Annotated in this window: 20 protein-coding genes; 7 read left to right on the top strand and 13 right to left on the bottom strand. The window is 51.5% G+C overall.

What is annotated here, in order from left to right; translation table 11 throughout:
• The first annotated feature begins 116 nt into the window (after window positions 1-116).
• Together ubiC and ubiA are read left to right on the top strand one after the other, a co-directional pair.
• Entirely contained in the window at window positions 117-626 is a 510-nt protein-coding gene (gene ubiC / locus H4F65_RS10985; protein WP_039319108.1) for a chorismate lyase, read from the top strand.
• A 34-nt stretch (window positions 627-660) separates the two neighbouring features.
• Window positions 661-1524 (top strand): 4-hydroxybenzoate octaprenyltransferase, encoded by an 864-nt coding sequence (gene ubiA / locus H4F65_RS10980; protein ID WP_010282904.1) that lies wholly within the window; start codon window positions 661-663, stop codon window positions 1522-1524.
• Window positions 1525-1663: 139 nt separating this feature from the next.
• On the opposite strand, the gene plsB is transcribed toward ubiA, so the two are convergent.
• Window positions 1664-4141, bottom strand: coding sequence for a glycerol-3-phosphate 1-O-acyltransferase PlsB (gene plsB, locus H4F65_RS10975; RefSeq protein WP_010282906.1), 2478 nt, complete (start codon window positions 4139-4141; stop codon window positions 1664-1666).
• A 127-nt stretch (window positions 4142-4268) separates the two neighbouring features.
• Between plsB and H4F65_RS10970 the strand changes: the two genes are divergently transcribed.
• The 3 genes from H4F65_RS10970 (at window position 4269) to H4F65_RS10960 (ending at window position 6011) form a co-directional block, all read left to right on the top strand.
• Window positions 4269-4634: a diacylglycerol kinase gene (locus H4F65_RS10970; protein ID WP_010282908.1), complete on the top strand. Its 366-nt coding sequence runs from the start codon at window positions 4269-4271 to the stop codon at window positions 4632-4634.
• A 110-nt stretch (window positions 4635-4744) separates the two neighbouring features.
• Window positions 4745-5353, top strand: a complete 609-nt coding sequence (lexA, locus tag H4F65_RS10965; RefSeq protein WP_010282910.1) for a transcriptional repressor LexA — start codon at window positions 4745-4747, stop codon at window positions 5351-5353.
• 448 nt (window positions 5354-5801) lie between these two features.
• Complete coding sequence (locus H4F65_RS10960; protein ID WP_010282913.1) at window positions 5802-6011, top strand: CsbD family protein; 210 nt, start codon at window positions 5802-5804, stop codon at window positions 6009-6011.
• Between the two features lie 55 nt (window positions 6012-6066).
• On the opposite strand, the gene zur is transcribed toward H4F65_RS10960, so the two are convergent.
• Window positions 6067-6576: a zinc uptake transcriptional repressor Zur gene (gene zur / locus H4F65_RS10955; RefSeq protein WP_010282915.1), complete on the bottom strand. Its 510-nt coding sequence runs from the start codon at window positions 6574-6576 to the stop codon at window positions 6067-6069.
• 144 nt (window positions 6577-6720) lie between these two features.
• A complete protein-coding gene (locus tag H4F65_RS10950) occupies window positions 6721-7419 on the bottom strand; it encodes a pirin family protein (RefSeq protein WP_010282918.1) in 699 nt (232 codons plus the stop codon).
• Window positions 7420-7531: 112 nt separating this feature from the next.
• Between H4F65_RS10950 and H4F65_RS10945 the strand changes: the two genes are divergently transcribed.
• Window positions 7532-8428: a LysR family transcriptional regulator gene (locus H4F65_RS10945; protein WP_010282925.1), complete on the top strand. Its 897-nt coding sequence runs from the start codon at window positions 7532-7534 to the stop codon at window positions 8426-8428.
• An 82-nt stretch (window positions 8429-8510) separates the two neighbouring features.
• Here the strand turns inward: H4F65_RS10945 and H4F65_RS10940 are convergent, their stop codons facing one another.
• The 10 genes from H4F65_RS10940 to H4F65_RS10895 form a co-directional block, all read right to left on the bottom strand.
• The gene (locus H4F65_RS10940; RefSeq protein ID WP_010282927.1) at window positions 8511-9506 is read right to left on the bottom strand and encodes a glutathione S-transferase family protein; all 996 of its coding nucleotides are present in this window, start codon (window positions 9504-9506) and stop codon (window positions 8511-8513) included.
• Between the two features lie 108 nt (window positions 9507-9614).
• Window positions 9615-10010, bottom strand: a complete 396-nt coding sequence (locus H4F65_RS10935; protein ID WP_010282928.1) for a DoxX family protein — start codon at window positions 10008-10010, stop codon at window positions 9615-9617.
• Window positions 10011-10283: 273 nt separating this feature from the next.
• Entirely contained in the window at window positions 10284-10574 is a 291-nt protein-coding gene (locus H4F65_RS10930; protein WP_010282929.1) for a YqjK-like family protein, read from the bottom strand.
• Entirely contained in the window at window positions 10571-10966 is a 396-nt protein-coding gene (locus tag H4F65_RS10925) for a phage holin family protein (RefSeq protein ID WP_010282930.1), read from the bottom strand. The genes H4F65_RS10930 and H4F65_RS10925 overlap by 4 nt, the downstream gene beginning before the upstream one ends.
• Before the next feature lie 13 nt (window positions 10967-10979).
• Window positions 10980-11285, bottom strand: coding sequence for an ElaB/YgaM/YqjD family protein (locus H4F65_RS10920; RefSeq protein ID WP_005971326.1), 306 nt, complete (start codon window positions 11283-11285; stop codon window positions 10980-10982).
• A 176-nt stretch (window positions 11286-11461) separates the two neighbouring features.
• Entirely contained in the window at window positions 11462-11851 is a 390-nt protein-coding gene (locus H4F65_RS10915) for a DUF1090 domain-containing protein (RefSeq protein WP_010282938.1), read from the bottom strand.
• A gap of 5 nt (window positions 11852-11856) precedes the next feature.
• Window positions 11857-12252, bottom strand: coding sequence for an EnvZ/OmpR regulon moderator MzrA (gene mzrA, locus H4F65_RS10910; RefSeq protein WP_039313059.1), 396 nt, complete (start codon window positions 12250-12252; stop codon window positions 11857-11859).
• A 2-nt stretch (window positions 12253-12254) separates the two neighbouring features.
• Window positions 12255-12938, bottom strand: coding sequence for a DedA family protein (locus tag H4F65_RS10905; RefSeq protein ID WP_010282951.1), 684 nt, complete (start codon window positions 12936-12938; stop codon window positions 12255-12257).
• A gap of 501 nt (window positions 12939-13439) precedes the next feature.
• On the bottom strand, window positions 13440-14216 hold the full coding sequence (gene exuR, locus H4F65_RS10900; RefSeq protein WP_010282953.1) for a transcriptional regulator ExuR: 777 nt from the start codon (window positions 14214-14216) through the stop codon (window positions 13440-13442).
• A gap of 209 nt (window positions 14217-14425) precedes the next feature.
• Window positions 14426-15727 (bottom strand): MFS transporter, encoded by a 1302-nt coding sequence (locus H4F65_RS10895; RefSeq protein WP_010282954.1) that lies wholly within the window; start codon window positions 15725-15727, stop codon window positions 14426-14428.
• Between the two features lie 414 nt (window positions 15728-16141).
• Here H4F65_RS10895 and uxaC point away from each other — a divergent pair, with 414 nt between their 5' ends.
• On the top strand, window positions 16142-17551 hold the full coding sequence (gene uxaC / locus H4F65_RS10890) for a glucuronate isomerase (protein ID WP_010282956.1): 1410 nt from the start codon (window positions 16142-16144) through the stop codon (window positions 17549-17551).
• Window positions 17552-17724: the final 173 nt, after the last annotated feature.

Genomic DNA, 17724 nt, shown 5'->3' with positions numbered 1-17724 from the left:
GTTGATGAATGCGTTTATCGCGTGTTATCGGGGGAAGCATTCTGCGCTACAATGGCGGCGTTACTTTATTTACGAATATCTTTTTATTCAAAACAACCCTGTTCGGAGTAGGGACAATGTCTGACGATGCGTCTACGCTTCTGCGCTCTATTTCCTGGTTTACTGAGCCCCCTTCGGTATTACCTGAGCACATTGGTGACTGGCTGATGGAAACCGGCTCCATGACGCGGCGACTTGAAAAATATTGTGCCCAACTGAAGACCATCCTGTGCAGTGAGACGTTTATTACGCCACAGGCGCTGGGCGAAGAGCGCGAACAGCTGCCGTACAGTGAACGTTACTGGCTGCGTGAAGTGGTGCTGTATGGTGACGATCGTCCCTGGCTTTTTGGCCGTACCATTGTTCCGCAACAGACGCTTGACGGCACGGATTCAGCCCTGACGAAAATAGGCAATCAGCCGCTAGGCCGCTACCTGTTTGGGCAAAAGGCGCTGACGCGTGACTATATTCATACCGGATGCAGTGAAGGCTTATGGGCGCGGCGTTCCCGCCTGTGTGTCTCGGGTTATCCGTTACTGTTGACCGAGCTTTTCTTACCGGAATCACCGATTTATTTCAGCCGGTGATGAAGGTTGGCAGGTAATTTGAGGAGATAAATCCTTGGAAAGAAGTATTACAGCAGGGAAATGGCTGGCTTATTGTCGCTTGATGCGAATTGATAAACCGATAGGTTCTCTGTTGCTGCTGTGGCCAACGCTATGGGCGCTGTGGCTAGCGGGAGGCGGGGCACCTGCACCGTGGACGCTGTTTGTTTTTGTCGCTGGCGTTTTCTTGATGCGTGCGGCGGGCTGCGTCATCAATGATTATGCCGATCGCCATTTTGACGGCCATGTAAAACGTACCGCTTCTCGCCCATTACCCAGCGGTGAGGTGAGCGAGCGAGCGGCCAAAGTGTTGTTTGTCGTGCTGGTTTTGTTGGCTTTTGGCTTGGTGCTGACGCTGAATAAGATGACGATCTGGCTGTCCGTTGCGGGGCTGGTTTTGGCGTGGGTCTACCCGTTTATGAAACGGGTCAGCCATCTTCCTCAGTTTGTTCTGGGCGCGGCGTTTGGCTGGTCAATACCGATGGCTTATGCGGCGGTGAGTGAAAGCCTGCCAGCGAGCTGCTGGATGATGTTTGTCGCGTATATTTGCTGGACGGTCGCCTACGATACCCAATATGCGATGGTGGATCGTGATGATGACCTGAAGATCGGCGTGAAATCTACCGCGATCCTATTTGGCCGCTTTGACAATATCATTATCGGGTTACTGCAGTTCAGTATGCTGGCGCTGCTGCTGATTTTAGGAAAGATCAGCGGATTGGGAACCCCCTACTACATTTCGCTGCTGGTGGCTGCGGGGATGTTTGTTTACCAGCAAACCCTGACTGCTGGGCGCGAACGCGATGCCTGTTTCAAAGCCTTTCACAATAATAAATACGCGGGTATGGCGATATTTATTGGCGTGCTGTTTGGCCTATAGAGCGAACCGACAGAGACAAAAAAAGCAGCGATTTCTCGCTGCTTTTTTTATGGTGGAATGCTCAGAAGTGTTTGTCATACCAAATGTATTCACGGCTTGATGGCGGCATGTTATCCGCCATTTTCCCGTGACTGTCCGGTTAATCCTGCTTTGTCTCTTCCACTTTTTCTACTGCCTGACTATTGGCTTCCATTTCAGCTGGTGAGCTGGCGCTTTCAATGGTCAACCGCACTTCCGGGGTGATCAGATCGCCGAGGATATTGTAGATTGCCACGATATCGCCTTGTGCCGCTTCCGCACTGTCGGTGATATATCCTTCTGTACGTAAGGTCGCGACCAGCGTTGAGAACACGGCTTTATCAAAGAATTCCGGCGCGTTGATACCGTGCAGAACGGACAGACGCTGCGCCATGTTCCGGCTTTCTTTCTCTAGCGTTCCACGATTGATCCCTGGGTTCGCACACAGTAAAGACAGCGTGATTGCATAGCGTTGCAGCGTTTCACGCACGCCTGCTGACAGCAGTTGCAGCGTACGGATGCGTGGCGGATTGATGGCTAATTGACCGTCACGGCTGCACAGCAGCTCTTGTCGAATCAGTTCATTAGCCAGCGTCTCCAGCACGTCCGGCAACTGCTCTTTGGAATAGTGCAGGAACAGCTCAGCTTGCAGCAGCGGATAGATCAGCGCGATCTGTCGCACGACGTCGGCAAGCGTAATCCGGCGATGGTGGATGACGATGCTGGCGATCAGCGACGGCAAGACCAACAGGTGCTGGATGTTATTGCGGTAGTACGTCATCAGTACCGCCTGCTCACGCGGCAGAATGATGATGTCGCCAATGCTATCCTTCTCGACTTCAAACTTGTTCATGCCCAGCGCGTGTTCCAGCAGTTCATCCGCTGTCTTCTTCGGTGCCGTAATATCTTTGTGATAAGGCACCTGGCGCAGCAGCTGGAGGTAGCAATCCAGCTGTTCATGCATTTGTTCGCGCGTCAGTGAACGCTGGCGCGAGGCTAATAAAGCCGTAGAGCACAGGTTCATCGCATTTGCTGCCGCAGAATTGTTGATGCGCACCATGATATCCATAGAGATATCCTGCACCGTCGGCGTTAGCCAACTTGGGCGCTGTGCTTCAATCGGATCGATCGCGTCACGCCATTGCGGAACATGCTGGTTCAGATAGGTTGTCAACGGGAGGGGTTCACCGAAGTTCACGTACCCTTGGCCGAGATTACGCAGTTTGCGCAAACCGCGCACCATCTGCATAAAGCCTTCTTTTTCCTTCACCGCGCCGCGCAGCTCTTTCGCATAGGTACCGACTTCCATCACATGTTCGTAGCCGACATAAATCGGTACCAGCGTGATAGGTCGTGTGCCGCCTCTGAGCATGGCCTGAATGGTCATCGCCAGCGTACCGGTTTTCGGCTCTAACAGACGGCCCGTGCGTGAACGTCCGCCTTCCATGAAGTATTCAACCGAATAACCGCGGGCAAACAGCTCACCCAGATATTCACGGAAAATCGTTGAATACAGTTTGTTGCCTTTGAAGGTACGGCGAATAAAGAACGCACCAAGACGGCGGAATATTGGTCCTGCTGGCCAGAAATTCAGGTTGATGCCGGCGGCGATGTGCGGCGGCACTAAGCCTTGATGGTACAGGACGTAGGACAGCAGCAGATAATCCATGTGGCTGCGGTGGCAGGGCACATAGACAATACCGTGACCATCCTGTGCCAGCTGGCGAACGCGTTCAGCGTTGTGGACGTTAATCCCCTGATAAAGGCGGTTCCACGTCCAGCTCAATACGCGATCCGATAGACGCACGGCTTCGTAGGAGAAGTCAGCGGCGATTTCTTCCATCAGCGCAATAGCGTTCTGCTGCGCTTTCTCAGTAGAAATCTTCTTACTGCGCGCCTCATCGTCTACGGCTTTCTTGATCGCTTTGGAATCCAGCAGCTTGTTAAATAGCTCCTGACGCACCGGCAAACGCGGCCCAACTGCCGCCAAGCGTTGGCGGGAGAAGTGCATACGTGCGACACGTGCCAGTTTGTGGGCTATGGTTTTGTCAGTACCATGCTCGGTCGCCATATAGCGCAGCGACACCGGGCTGGAGAAGCGGACAAAGCTGTCGCGGCCTAGCCACAGGACGGCGAAGAATTTCTCGATACCGTTGAGCAAGCGCAGGTGTGGTGCGGCCTGAGCGTGGCCTTCCCGACCCGGAGAACGCCCAAACATCACAGAAACCGGCACCATCTGCACGTCTAAATCTGGATTGGCACGATGCAAATCCAGATAGTCGTGGAACAGCTTGACGGATTTCTGCTTGGGAACGTAATAGCGGAAGACGCGCGGCCCGTCATTAATAAAGACGTGGCTAGGCAGTTCGACGCCATTGAATTCGAACGACTGCGAGGGATCGGGTAGCCCCAATGCCAGGCATTTCGCTCGTAGCGTCAAGAGATCCGCCTGAGAGTTATAAGGCAGAACATAGAGTATAGGACGTGAGGGATCTAACCCCAGCTCGACCACCGGATCTGCGGGAATAACTTTGCTCTTCACCAGCAGTTTCAGTGGGAGATTCAATAATTTATAGTAAATTTTACGCCAACCTGACATAACAACATGGAGCCTCTTGTTAGCAATGCGCCGCAAGGATACCAGAAACTGCGCCGGAGATCTGTGGTGATGAGACAACGTAAGCGCGTTAAAATGCGAACTATTTTGCATAAATAGAGGAGGATAAATGAATAAAGCAACGGGGATGACCCGGATTATTAAGGCGACCGGTTATTCCTTTAAGGGACTGAAGCAGGCGTGGCAGCATGAGGCGGCATTTCGTCAGGAAACGATACTGACTATTGTCGGCGTCATCATCGCGTGTTTACTGCCGGTTACGCTGGTCGAGAAGCTCCTGCTGATTGGGTCTGTGGTACTGATTATGCTGTTTGAGCTGGCCAATAGCGCCATTGAAGCCGTGGTCGATCGCATTGGTCTCGAGCACCACGAATTATCCGGTCGGGCGAAAGATATTGGCTCGGCCGCTGTCTTTGTTGCCATCTTGTTAGCTGCTGTCGTGTGGGGCAGCATCCTCTGGCAACATTTTGCCTGACGGTACGCATAAATGAGTAAAAGTCAGAGGCTTTGCCGATATCTTCATTCCCAATTGTGCCTTACCTGTATATACTCACAGCAAGACTGTATAAACAACCAGGGGGCGGAATGAAAGTATTAACAGCAAGGCAGCAGCAGGTTTATGACCTGATCCGCGATCATATTGCGCAAACCGGAATGCCGCCAACGCGTGCGGAAATTGCTCAACAACTGGGGTTTCGCTCTCCTAATGCGGCTGAAGAACATCTGAAAGCGCTGGCGCGTAAAGGTGTGATTGAAATTGTATCGGGCGCGTCTCGTGGTATTCGTCTACTGATGGAAGAAGAGACGGGTATTCCTCTGGTTGGTCGTGTGGCCGCAGGTGAACCCCTGCTGGCACAGGAGCATATCGAGTGCCACTATCAGGTTGACCCTGCGATGTTCAAACCCAGCGCTGATTTTTTGCTGCGGGTGAGCGGCATGTCGATGAAAGATATCGGTATTATGGATGGCGATTTACTGGCCGTGCATAAAACAGAAGATGTGCGTAACGGTCAGATTGTCGTCGCGCGTATCGACGATGAAGTGACGGTGAAGCGCTTGAAAAAGCAGGGCAATACGGTACACCTCCTCGCTGAAAATGAAGAGTTTGCCCCGATTGTTGTCGATCTACGTCAGCAAAGCTTTTCGATAGAAGGCTTAGCGGTTGGCGTGATTCGTAACAGCGACTGGAGCTAACCATTCGCAGAGATGCACTGTTCGTCCGTCTGGGTCAGTGCATCATATTCTATCTGTTAATCTGCTAGTCATATATATTTAGTTACATTTCGCGCGCGTTTTCTACTATCCTCATTATCCTTCTGTTTTTTCAATGCTTTTTTCGGTGATTTTCCCTTTCTCAACGTTCGTTCCAGTCACGGATTCCTGATTTTTCATGTTAAGTAAAATATTCGACTATAATTTTTATCAAGGTAAGCATTTTTATCTTGATTGATCGTTTGACGATTGATCATTAGCCATCACATTTAGATAGCCCGGTAATCAAGGGAGACAGTGGCGAAGAGCACCGTCATGGTTCATATAGTTATGATGCTGCTTACTGAATAAATCTATTTATCTGAAACTGACGCATAAGTCTGTAGTCACGATTTTTTATGCGCAATTCACCTAAGGTACGGAGATTCTCATGAATAAAGACCAAGCCAGCGGTAACTGGAAACAGTTTAAAGGTAAAGCGAAAGAGCAATGGGGCAAATTAACGGATGACGATCTGACGGTCATCGAAGGTAAACGTGACCAACTGGTGGGTAGAATCCAGGAGCGCTACGGGTACGAAAAAGAAGCGGCAGAGAAAGAAGTGAAACACTGGGAAGAGCACCACAAATATCACTGGTAGCTATCACGGGTAACAAAGGTGATGTCTTTCCACAGAAAAAACGATAGCCCTTGGGCTATCGTTTTTTAATCGGAACAGTATGGTCGTGATCGCAATGATCCGGCTGCTTGCATGATGCAACTTCCTGACAACCTCCGCACAACCCGTGTGCTTCCACCACGCTGTGATGCAGCGTAAATCCCGACTGTTGCGCCAGACTACGCAGCGTTTCTTCCACACCTTCGGTTTGACGTTCTGTAACTTGTCCGCAGCGGTCACAGATGAAAAGGGCGGATGTGTGGCTGTGGTCTTCGATATGGTGGCACAGCACGTAGCTGTTGTTTGATTCGACGCGATGAATGAAGCCTTGTTCCAGCAGAAAATCCAGCGCGCGGTAGACGGTCGGCGGTTTTGCCTGAGGTTCGGAAACGCGCAGCAGGTCCAGCAGGTCATAAGCGCTGATAGCACCAGACTGCTGTGCCATAAGGCGTAAAACCTCTAACCGCTGTGGCGTGAGACGCACAGCGCGCTGCTGACAAATCTGTTCAGCCTGGGCAAGAAGTTTGTCCTGTTTGGTTGAATCCATTGTCATATCACCCTGACGCATTGAGGAACAAGACGGATATCTTACCATGACTGAATAAAAACGCCGAACTGGCGGCGTTTTCCTGCGAAAACCACTTCCTGTAAAACAACGAACAGAAGTCCTGCAAAAAAACGGACAGAAGCGCTACACGACCAGATCGATGAGCAGCGCCCGCAAAGGCGACTCCGCCTGTAGCGTCAACGCTGTTTCTTCCTTAATGAAGGCTCCGTCGCCGCAGTGCAGTGTTTCACTGTTCTGATTGCCTTTTACCGCCATTGAACCGTGAATCAGCTGGAGATACGCCTGATTTCCCCGTAGCGCAATTGTGCTTTGCTCATTCTGCTGGAGATCGACATGATGAATCCAAACCTGCTGGCGCAGTTGCAGGCTATTGTGTTCACCTTCCGGTGAGGCGAGCAGGGTATGGTTTACTGAACTCAGCTCCATGCGCTGCAACGGGCTGTTTTCGCGAGTCTGGCAGGCATTCAACCATAATTGCAGCCGCGTCAGCGGCTTATTGGCGTTGGTATTGTGTTCGCTATAACTGACGTTTGGCTGCGTGGAGAGCAGCAGCACATCTCCGGCTTTGGCCTGAATGTGGCCGCCGTTGCTGTCGCGGTATTCCGCTTCACCCTGAAGAATAATGTTCAGAATATCAACCCGTGGGTAGGTTCGCGGCTGGAATGATGCCCCCGGTGCTAATACTTCCTGATTGAGCACGCGCAGAGACGCGTAGCCCAGCAGCTGTGGGTCAAAATAGTGACCAAAAGAAAAGGTATAGCGTGCCTGCAACCAGCCATAGTCGGCCTGGCCGCATTGTCCCGCTGCTCTTCGTGTGATCATAATTGTTATCCCCCAGAGAATTATTTATTGAACTGATAGTAATTGTGTGGACGTTGGATTGTTAGCTAGTTAATCTGGTGGGTATGTTCAAAATTCCTGAATGAGTACGAAGATGGCGAAAGAACGAGCATTGACGCTGGAAGCGTTGAGGGTGATGGATGCGATCGATCGCCGTGGCAGCTTTGCCGCTGCGGCAGACGAGCTGGGTAGGGTGCCTTCGGCACTGAGTTATACCATGCAGAAACTGGAAGAAGAGTTAGATGTGGTGCTGTTCGATCGTTCCGGGCATCGTACTAAATTCACGAATGTCGGGCGGATGCTGCTGGAACGCGGACGTATCCTGCTGGAAGCAGCAGATAAGCTCACGACGGATGCAGAAGCGCTGGCGCGCGGTTGGGAAACGCATCTGACGATTGTGACGGAAGCGCTAATTCCTACTCAGCGAATTTTCCCGTTAATCGATAAACTGGCGCTCAAAGCCAATACGCAGGTATCGATTCTGACGGAAGTGCTGGCGGGGGCGTGGGAGCGTCTTGAGCAAGGGCGTGCCGATATTGTGATTGCGCCAGACATGCATTTTCGCGCGTCTTCTGAAATGAATACCCGCAAGCTGTACACAATGAATAACGTTTATGTCGCCAGCCCAGATCATCCGATTCATCAGGAGCCTGAACCGCTGTCGGATGCCACTCGGGTGAAATACCGTGGGATTGCGATGGCAGATACCGCTCGAGAACGCCCAGTACTGACCGTGCAGCTGTTGGATAAACAGCAACGTCTGACGGTGAGTTCGCTGGATGATAAGCGACGTGCGCTGTTGGCGGGATTAGGCGTCGCGACCATGCCTTATCCGATGGTTGCGCAAGATATTGCCGAAGGGCGTTTGCTGGTGATTGGGCCTGAGCATCAGATGGAAAGCCAGATCATTATGGCCTGGCGGCGAGACAGCATGGGCGAGGCAAAGTCCTGGTTCCTGCGTGAAATTCCGAAACTGTTGAACCAGCCCTAAATCCCGCGCTTTTTTGCGGCAAGGTGTGGTTCCGCACCTTGCCGCTCTATTTCACGACTGCTTAGCGAAAATCGACAAAACCCTAGTATAAATCGACAAACGTCTTATCGCGATGGTGAGGCTGGTTCAGATCTTGCTCTGGACCCAGCGAAATCACGCCATGCGGATTAATCGTGCCGTGGCTACGATAGTAGTGGTGACGAATATGCGCCATATCGACGGTATCGGCGATGCCGGGCATCTGATAAATATCACGCAGAAAACCGAACAGATTTGGATAATCGCTCAGGCGATATTTATCGCATTTAAAATGTGTGTGATAGACCGGATCGAAACGGATCAACGTCGTCCACAGCCGCAGGTCGGCTTCGGTTAACTGCTCACCCGTCAGATAGCGCTGTTTTGCCAGAATGCTTTCCAGATCGGAGAGCGCGGAGAAAACGGTCGTGGCAGATTCATCATAGGCTGACTGGCTTGTCGCAAAGCCGGCTTTGTACACACCGTTGTTGACCTTGTCGTAAATCCAGCCGTTCAATTCGTCAATCTGAGCGCGTAACGCTTCTGGGTAATAATCTCCCGCCGTTGCTCCCACGCCATCGAAAGCGCTATTCAGCATGCGGATGATATCGGCAGATTCGTTACTGACAATGGTGTGCTGCTCAGTATCCCACAGGACAGGCACGGTCACCCGACCGCTGTAGTCTGGCATGGCGTGCAGGTAGAGCTGGTAGAGGAATTCGTGCTGATAGAGTGAGTCACCTGTCGCGGCTTCAAAATCGGTACCGAACGTCCAGCCATGATCGAGCATGAGCGGATGAACCACCGAAACGGCGATGTGATCTGTTAACCCTTTCAACTGCCGCATGAGCAGCGTGCGGTGCGCCCATGGGCAGGCAAGCGAAACATAGAGATGATAACGGCCGGACTGGGCAGGAAAGCCACCTTTGCCGGTAAGGCCGGGTGCGCCATCGGGCGTTACCCAGTTGCGGAATGCGGATTCTGAACGCTTAAAATGGCCGCCGGTAGATTTGGTTTCATACCAGGTATCGTGCCATACGCCGTCAACCAGTTGTCCCATAAATCCTCCCGTTAGTGAGTGATGATAAAACAACGGCAAGCCTTCTATGCTTGCCGTCTCATTCGGTATTCGACTATTAAGTGTAGTACAGGCCGGAAAAGGCTCGTCTTACCACTTTTTGCCCAGCAGGCGGTCGATGCTGAATGCGCCTGGGCCCGTTACCGCCAGCAGGAGGTAGCCGCCAGCGATGGTCAGGTTTTTCATGAACATCAGTTGGTTCATGCCTTCTGCAAAGTTAGAGTGGAAAATCAGTGCAGTCAGCAGCGTAAAGCCCGCAGTGAACAACGCGACGGTACGCGTCAGCAGACCGAACAGAACCGCCAGACCACCACCCAGTTCCAGCAGAATGGTCAGCGGCAGCAGGAAGGACGGTACGCCCATCGCTTGCATATATTGTTGTGTGCCTGCATAGGCATCACCCAGCTTACCGTAACCTGCAACGATAAACAGAATTGGCATTAAGATACGCGCAACCAGCAGTGCAGTGCTTTCTAAATTTTTCATCATCTCTCCAATTAATTTTGTTGTGGGCTATATTGCCCTGTTTTGTTTGTTGTAGCAGGTGTGGTCTGAAAACTTGACCCGCCATCAGGTTATGGGCAGATAGTATAGAGAGATGATTTGCGCTTCCAGCGAGTATAATTGTTGCTTTATTTCAGAAAAATTGATGTTCAGTGAATTGTGCAAGAACGCGCCGTAATGACATGAGCGCGTTAGGTAAAAGTCAGATGGAAAATGTCTATAGATAAGGCAGATAAGCCGAGGCAACAGGAAGGATTACGGACGTGGCTCAAACGTTTTGCGGACGAGTCTGACTGTACCCCACAGCCCGACGAGGCGGCGTCCCCAGCGAATCATACGGCTGGGATGGCGTACGCCATAAAGCGCCACAAGGCTGGAGCCCACGATCCAGTATTTACGCCACTGCATCAGGCTTTGCCAGCCGCGATCGTAACGGGCGGTGGTATCCAGCCAGTGCTTCTTACCTGCCGATAAATCCAGCCGCTGCTGCTGTATCTGGCGCAGCAGCTGGGCTTTTTCTCTGTCTCGCTGTTGACGCTGGTTCACTTGGGATCGTCCTCCAGCAGCGATCTGTCGGTCGCCAGCTCCTTACGCGTCGCTTTGAGCAAGGTGGAGCGACGTACCTTCACGAGTGTCCATATGCCGCCTATCAGCGCCAGTCCGAGCAATGTGGCGGTAATCCCCCCCAGCGCAAAGAGACGATATTGTGGATCAATGCCCCAGATGATCAGCGCGATCAGGCTCATAATGCCAAAAGCGGCAAAAAGCAGCGTCAGGCCGACCATAATCAGTAACTGAATTAGATTGGCTTTCTCTTCCTCTAATTCAATTACGGCTAGTCGAACGCGGCTTTCCACCATGCTGACAATAATGGAGATGATGCGCTGAGCAGAAGCCATGACCCCGCTTGCGGGGCCTTGTTGTAATTTATCCGTCATAGCAATCCGCTAATTAGCGACGAGACAGCAGGACGCCAAGCACGACACCGACTGCTGCGCCAATGCCGACACCGGTCCACGGATTCTGGCGTACATAATCGTCCGCAGATTCAACCGCTTCTTTGGTTTGGGAAGCGATGCGCTCACCAGTATCGCTCAGGCGACTGCGGGTTTCTTTCAGCGCGCTTTCTGCCTTATTACGCAGCTTGTCGAGTTCCGCTTTAGATTTATCGCTGGAGGTGCTTAATACTTCTTCCAGCGTGTCCGCCAGTGATTTTAATTCGGCGCGTAGGTACTCAGAATTTTGATCTTTAGCCATATTAATAACCCTTCATTGTTATAAACCTGAACATTAACTATAGCTGAAGCTGAAATTTATGCCGCCCAAAACGGGTACGGACAATTCTGATAACTCGCTGTAAATTTTAGCGATTTGGATTTTGCATACAAAATGAACAGTTGCTGTGTGTTTTGTAGGGGCAATGTGGTGATGGGCTATTGCGATGTGCCACGTTCTGCGGCGCGCAATTCCTGCTCGGCTTCAGCCAGCTTTCTTTCGCGCTTGAGGATCTTCTCGGCGTCATCCCCTTTCTGGCGGCTTTCATTCAGTTCCTGCTGCCGCTCTGCGACATCTTTGCGTTTTTCCGCAATCGCTTCCTGACGTTTCTCTGCTAATCCGGCATCCGTGCAGTGGGTTTTCACGCCGTCCAATGCCTTCTCTAACCCGTTGATGCGATTCTGATTGCCATGCTTACGCGCTTCATCGATTTGGCGCTGAATATCTTGCGCTTTCTGCTGACAGGTCTCTACCTGATTGGCGGTATTCGCCAGCGCATGGCCAGAAAGCAGGACAGATAAGGCAATAATGGATGGAGATAATTTCATAGTCGTCACCCCAGTTTGGATTGTTTCTGTGTCAGTTTCTGCTGCCAGAACGGTGTCGGGGTTGTCACTTGCTGCGCGGTAATCGTGACTTTAGGTAGAGACAAACGCAGGACATCTCTGGCAGCGATACTCTGTTCTGGCGAGGCCAGACGGACGATCAAGCTATCTTGCTCTGGCGTAATGCTCTTGATCGCAATCCCTTTTTCGTTGAGACGTTGATACACGTAAAAGCCATCTGGCAACGCGGCACCATCATAAGGCCTGATATGTAGCATAGCATCGTCTTGGGAGCGGCGTAGTGACTGGGACTGCGTCAATGCAATCATCGGTAGAGCAAGCAATAGCAGTATGCGACCTGCTTTCCTGGAGAAGAGCTTAGAGAATAACCCGCTGATTGACACGGTTAGCTCCCTTTTTCAGCGTTATCTGTTTTAGCGTCACGTTTTTTACGCCACAGGACAAAGAGCGATCCAAACAGGCCGATAAACAGCAGCACCAGCGGCAGCATCATCAGGCAGAACATCAGCTCGTCTTCATATTTCAGGAAGACCGTTGTTTTTCCTAAGGCGAAGCCCAGCGTAACCAGAATAAATACCCACAGGAACCCGCTCATCCAGTTAAAGAACTGAAAGCGCGCGTTACTCAGGCCAGACAAGCCTGCGATGGTAGGGAGTAGCGTTCTGACAAAAGCCAGAAAACGGCCAACTAAAAGTGCGGACAAGCCATGACGGTGGAAGAGCTGGTGGGCGCGTTGGTGATAGTGCGCGGGCAAATGTGATAGCCAGCCTTGAACCACTCCCGTATTACCAAGCCACTTCCCTTGAATATAGCTAGCCCAACAGCCGAGGCTGGCGGCCGTCGTCAGGAGAAATATCGTAAAAGGGTAATTCATTGTGCCCTTGGCAACGAGGACGCCGACTAAAATGAGCAGGCTATCGCCGGGCAGGAAAGCGGCGGGGAGCAGGCCATTTTCCAGAAAGATAATGAGAAACAGTAATATGTAGATGGTCCATACCAGCTTCGGGTCGGCTAAAATATCGAAATCCTGATGCCAGAGTGCGTTTAACAGTTCTTTGATTAATTCCATCCGGTATTCCTAATACTGCTGTTGCATTTTAGCCTTGGCGACAATCACGCTTCTGGACATGATAAGAGTGAATACAGTGTTAATCCCGTCATACTTCAAGTTGCCTGAAACTCGAATTATTTAGGGTATATCAGGGCACAGGATTATGATTTTTTGATGATCTCTGTTTTTCTGCCTGATAGTGGAGCTGGCGTCTGACTTGATGCTCGCTTTTCGCTGAGAACCCGATAAACAGGCTGCTTGGGGATTGTTTGGTCTTGGCAGACTTTGCATCCAAAGCGACGGATTAAGCGTAAGAAAGACGCGTTAACTGTAACAAAATAGGTGTTACTGAGACAGGAAAATATTACGACAACTGGGGCGGTTTGGGGGGATTTTTCGAAGAAGAGTGGGGATTTCTGCGATATTTTACACTCGCTGACAGAAATCAACGTTTTCTGACTTTTTCCCTTTGGTGCAAAATTTTCCCCCTTCGCTCAAAACAAGGGGGAAGATGCCTATTTAGGACTTGCCCGTGTGTATCTGGTCGAGGTGGACGACCGGATTCTCGGCGAACATATAGCGGTCGACGTTAAACTCGAAATCATCCGTCGTGGCGCGAAATAGCATCTGTTTGGTATTTTCCAGATGTTGCCACATCGCGAGTTTGGCCGCGTAAGGATCTTTGCGAATCAGTGCTTTAAGGATGCGATCGTGCTCTTCGCACCAGCTTTCAATCGACTTGTCGTCAATGTGCTCATGCAGTTTGCGCCAGTAAGGATTATGAATCCGTTGGCTCCACATTTTCTCGACGATGGTTGCCATCGCGGAGTTCTGTGTTGCCAGCGCGACCTGAACGTGGAATTTGAGATCCCACTGAGAATCACGGAAGCGATCTTCTTGGCGCGCGTATTCCTGAATTTCCATCAGTTGGATGATGTCCTGACGGGTCACCTGCGTGGCCGCAAATTCGGCAATGTTGCTTTCAATAAGCTGGCGAGCCTGAAGCAGCTCAAATGGACCCGCAGCGACAAATTCACTATCGCCGCTATTAATGAACGGATTCTTCTGCTGGTTGGAAATAACGTGAATGCCTGAACCCTTGCGTACTTCAACGTACCCTTCGACTTCCAGCATAATAATCGCTTCACGTACCACGGTGCGGCTGACGTTCATTTCTTCAGAAATATAGCGTTCTGCCGGTAATTTTTCGCCAACCTGGTACATACCGCTTTCGATGCGTTGTTTTAATTCTGCGGCTAACTGCTGGTATAGCCGGCGGGGTTCAGTGAGTGCCATGATGATGTCTACTCTCGATAGATGACGGTCCATGTGCCACGTCAGGGCCTGAGTGTCTATCTCGTTAATCTTTCAGGGATGATTTGTTATACCACTTAATCATAGCAGCAACCAATGTTGTGGTCACAGTTATCGCGGTGTGTTATCGGAGGGAGGTGGCTCACCCAGTCGCAGATCATACCGGATGAGCCAGAATAATGCAGGGATTATCAGTGCTGCTTGGCTTCTTTCAGCGTTTCCGCCGCGGCGGCGACTTCTGATGCAGGTTGGTTTTTCAACACCGTCCAGATGACGACAGCACCTAGCAGATCGAAGACGGCCAGTGCAGCAAACAGCGGGCTGAAGCCCAGCGTATCGGCCAGCGCACCGACAACCAGTGCAAATAGGGTACTTGCCATCCAGGCTGCCATCCCGGTTAAACCGTTCGCGGTAGCCACTTCATTACGACCAAATACGTCAGATGACAGGGTAATCAGCGCGCCGGACAACGACTGGTGCGCGAAACCGCCGACGCATAACAGGGCGATAGCGACGTAAGGGCTGGAGAACAGCCCGATCATGCCTGGTGCAATCATCAGTACTGCACCCATCGTGACCACCAGTTTGCGGGAAACGATCAGGTTCACTTTGAAGTGTTTTTGGAACAGCATCGGCAGGTAGCCACCCAAAATGCAGCCGATATCAGCGAACAGCATCGGCATCCAGGCGAACATGGCGATTTCTTTCAGGTTAAAGCCATAGGCTTTAAACATGAACAACGGGATCCACGCATTGAACGTTCCCCAGGCGGGTTCAGCCAGGAAACGCGGCAGTGCGATACCCCAAAACTGACGGTTACGCAGGATCTGCCAGGCAGACATTTTCTTCGCGTTATTGGTCTGATGCTGTGCTTCTTGCCCGCTAAGAATATAGTCGCGCTCTTCGTCGCTGAGTTTTTTCTGATCTTTCGGGTGTTTATAGAAAACGAGCCAGCAGATGGCCCAGATCAGGCTCAGCGCACCGGTAATGATAAAGGCCATTTCCCAGCTGTGTGCCACTATCGCCCATACCACCAGCGGTGGCGCGATCATGGCGCCGATGGATGACCCCACGTTGAAGTAACCTACCGCAACAGAGCGTTCTTTTGCCGGGAACCATTCGCTACTGGCTTTCAGGCCAGCAGGGATCATGGCCGCCTCTGCCATACCGACCGCACCACGGGCTATCGCTAACCCCCCCCAGCTATTTGCCAGCGCGGTGCCCATACAGAAGATGGCCCACAGAATGGCGAACATGGCATAGCCGATTTTTGTGCCAAGCAAATCCAGTACATAGCCGGCGATGGGCTGCATAATGGTATAACAGGCTGAGTAGGCAGCAACGATGTAAGAATACTGCTGTGTGGTGATGTGCAACTGATCCTGTAGCGTCGGTGCGGCGACAGAAATTGCATTACGCGTCAGATATCCCAGCACGGTGCCAATGGTCACTAGGCCGATCATATACCAGCGTAATCCTTTGATTTTACGCATTTACTTTCTCTCCGAGTCAATAAAAACACAGTGATGGCTCTTGAGTGGCGTCACGGTGTGATGTGTCTTGTGATGTAGTGCGACACGTTTTGTTGTTGTGCTGAACAGGAAAACCCTTCTCTTTGTGAGATAGCGATTGAATCCCTGCTTAAGGCAGCGCTACAATAATTTGTCATACAACTTTAAAAGTTGAGTGATATCACAAAACCATTATTTTTATATGGAATAGCGAATTCCTCGTTTAAACCGAGAGAGACAAGCCATTTACGGCGATAAATGCTGAGTTATTGTACTGTTTGTTACATTTTTGCGATCATGACCTCACAAATACTGTGAGATATCGCGCATAATTGGTGTGATATCTTTTAACGGTCAACTAATTTGGTGCACAAGAAGCACGGTAAGGAAGAAAACATGCCCCAGTTTCTGAGTGAAGATTTTCTGTTAGACAGTGAATTTGCCCGTCGTCTTTATCATGAGTATGCCGTCGACCAGCCGATATTTGACTATCACTGCCATTTGCCGCCTGAGCAGATCGCGGAAAACTATCGCTTCAAAAATTTGTATGACATCTGGCTGAAAGGCGATCACTACAAGTGGCGTGCGATGCGCACCAACGGCGTGCCTGAGCGTTTGTGTACCGGTGATGCCAGCGATTGGGAAAAATTTGAAGCCTGGGCTGCTACCGTGCCGCACACCATCGGCAACCCGCTCTACCACTGGACACACCTGGAACTGCGTCGTCCGTTCGGCAACACCGGCACGCTGCTGTCGCCGAGCACGGCAAAAGACATTTGGGATCGTTGTAATGCCATGCTGGAACGCGATGACTTTACCGCGCGTGGCATCATGCAGCAGATGAACGTGAAAATGGTGGGTACGACAGACGATCCGATTGACGATCTGCGCCATCATAAAACCGTTGCTCAGGATTCGAGCTTCTCTATCAAAGTGTTGCCGAGCTGGCGTCCGGATAAAGCGTTCAACATTGAGCTGGCAACCTTCAACGACTACATGGCGAAACTGGGTGAAGTCTCCGACACCGACATTCGTCGTTTCAGCGATCTGCAAACGGCGCTGACCAAGCGTCTGGATCACTTCGCCGCGCACGGCTGTAAAGTATCTGACCATGCGTTGGACGTGGTGATGTTTGCCGAAACGGATGACGCCACGCTGGATAACATTCTGGCGCGTCGCCTTGCGGGCGAAACGCTGAGTGAACATGAAGTGGCACAGTTCAAGACCGGCGTACTGGTCTGGCTGGGTGCGGAATATGCGCTTCGCGGCTGGGTTCAGCAGTACCACATTGGCGCACTGCGCAACAATAACCTGCGTCAGTTCAAACTGCTGGGGCCGGATGTAGGCTTCGATTCCATCAATGACCGTCCGCTGGCGCAGGAACTGTCTCGCCTGCTCAGCAAGCAGAATGAAGAAAACCTGCTGCCGAAAACCATCCTTTACTGCCTGAATCCGCGCGATAACGAAGTGCTCGGCACCATGATCGGTAACTTCCAGGGCGAAGGGATGCCGGGCAAGATGCAGTTCGGTTCCGGCTGGTGGTTCAACGATCAGAAGGACGGCATGCAGCGCCAGATGACTCAGCTCGCACAGCTTGGTCTGCTGAGCCGCTTCGTCGGTATGCTGACCGATAGCCGTAGCTTCCTGTCTTATACCCGCCATGAATATTTCCGCCGCATCCTGTGCCAGATGATTGGCCGCTGGGTGGAAGATGGCGAAGCGCCAGCCGACCTGCCATTGCTGGGCGAAATGGTGAAAAACATCTGTTTCGATAACGCTAAAAACTATTTTGCCATCGAGCTGTAATTCCACCGCATCGGTGTGAGTTGCACGAGGGACGCGGCAGTAAGATTCCTAAAGGGGATTACGCCGCGGCTCTCGGTGTCTCGGTCTTTTGTCATCGGTACCGGTGGTGATTCGGTGCGGGTGAATATGAATATAGGGCAAGGATGACGGTGGTCGATCGGTCGTGCCCTGAA

The sequence above is a fragment of the Pectobacterium brasiliense genome, from assembly GCF_016950255.1.
Taxonomy (GTDB): domain Bacteria; phylum Pseudomonadota; class Gammaproteobacteria; order Enterobacterales; family Enterobacteriaceae; genus Pectobacterium; species Pectobacterium brasiliense.
The sequence above is the reverse complement of the archived record's forward strand: the minus strand, read 5'-3'. Positions and strand labels throughout refer to the sequence as shown.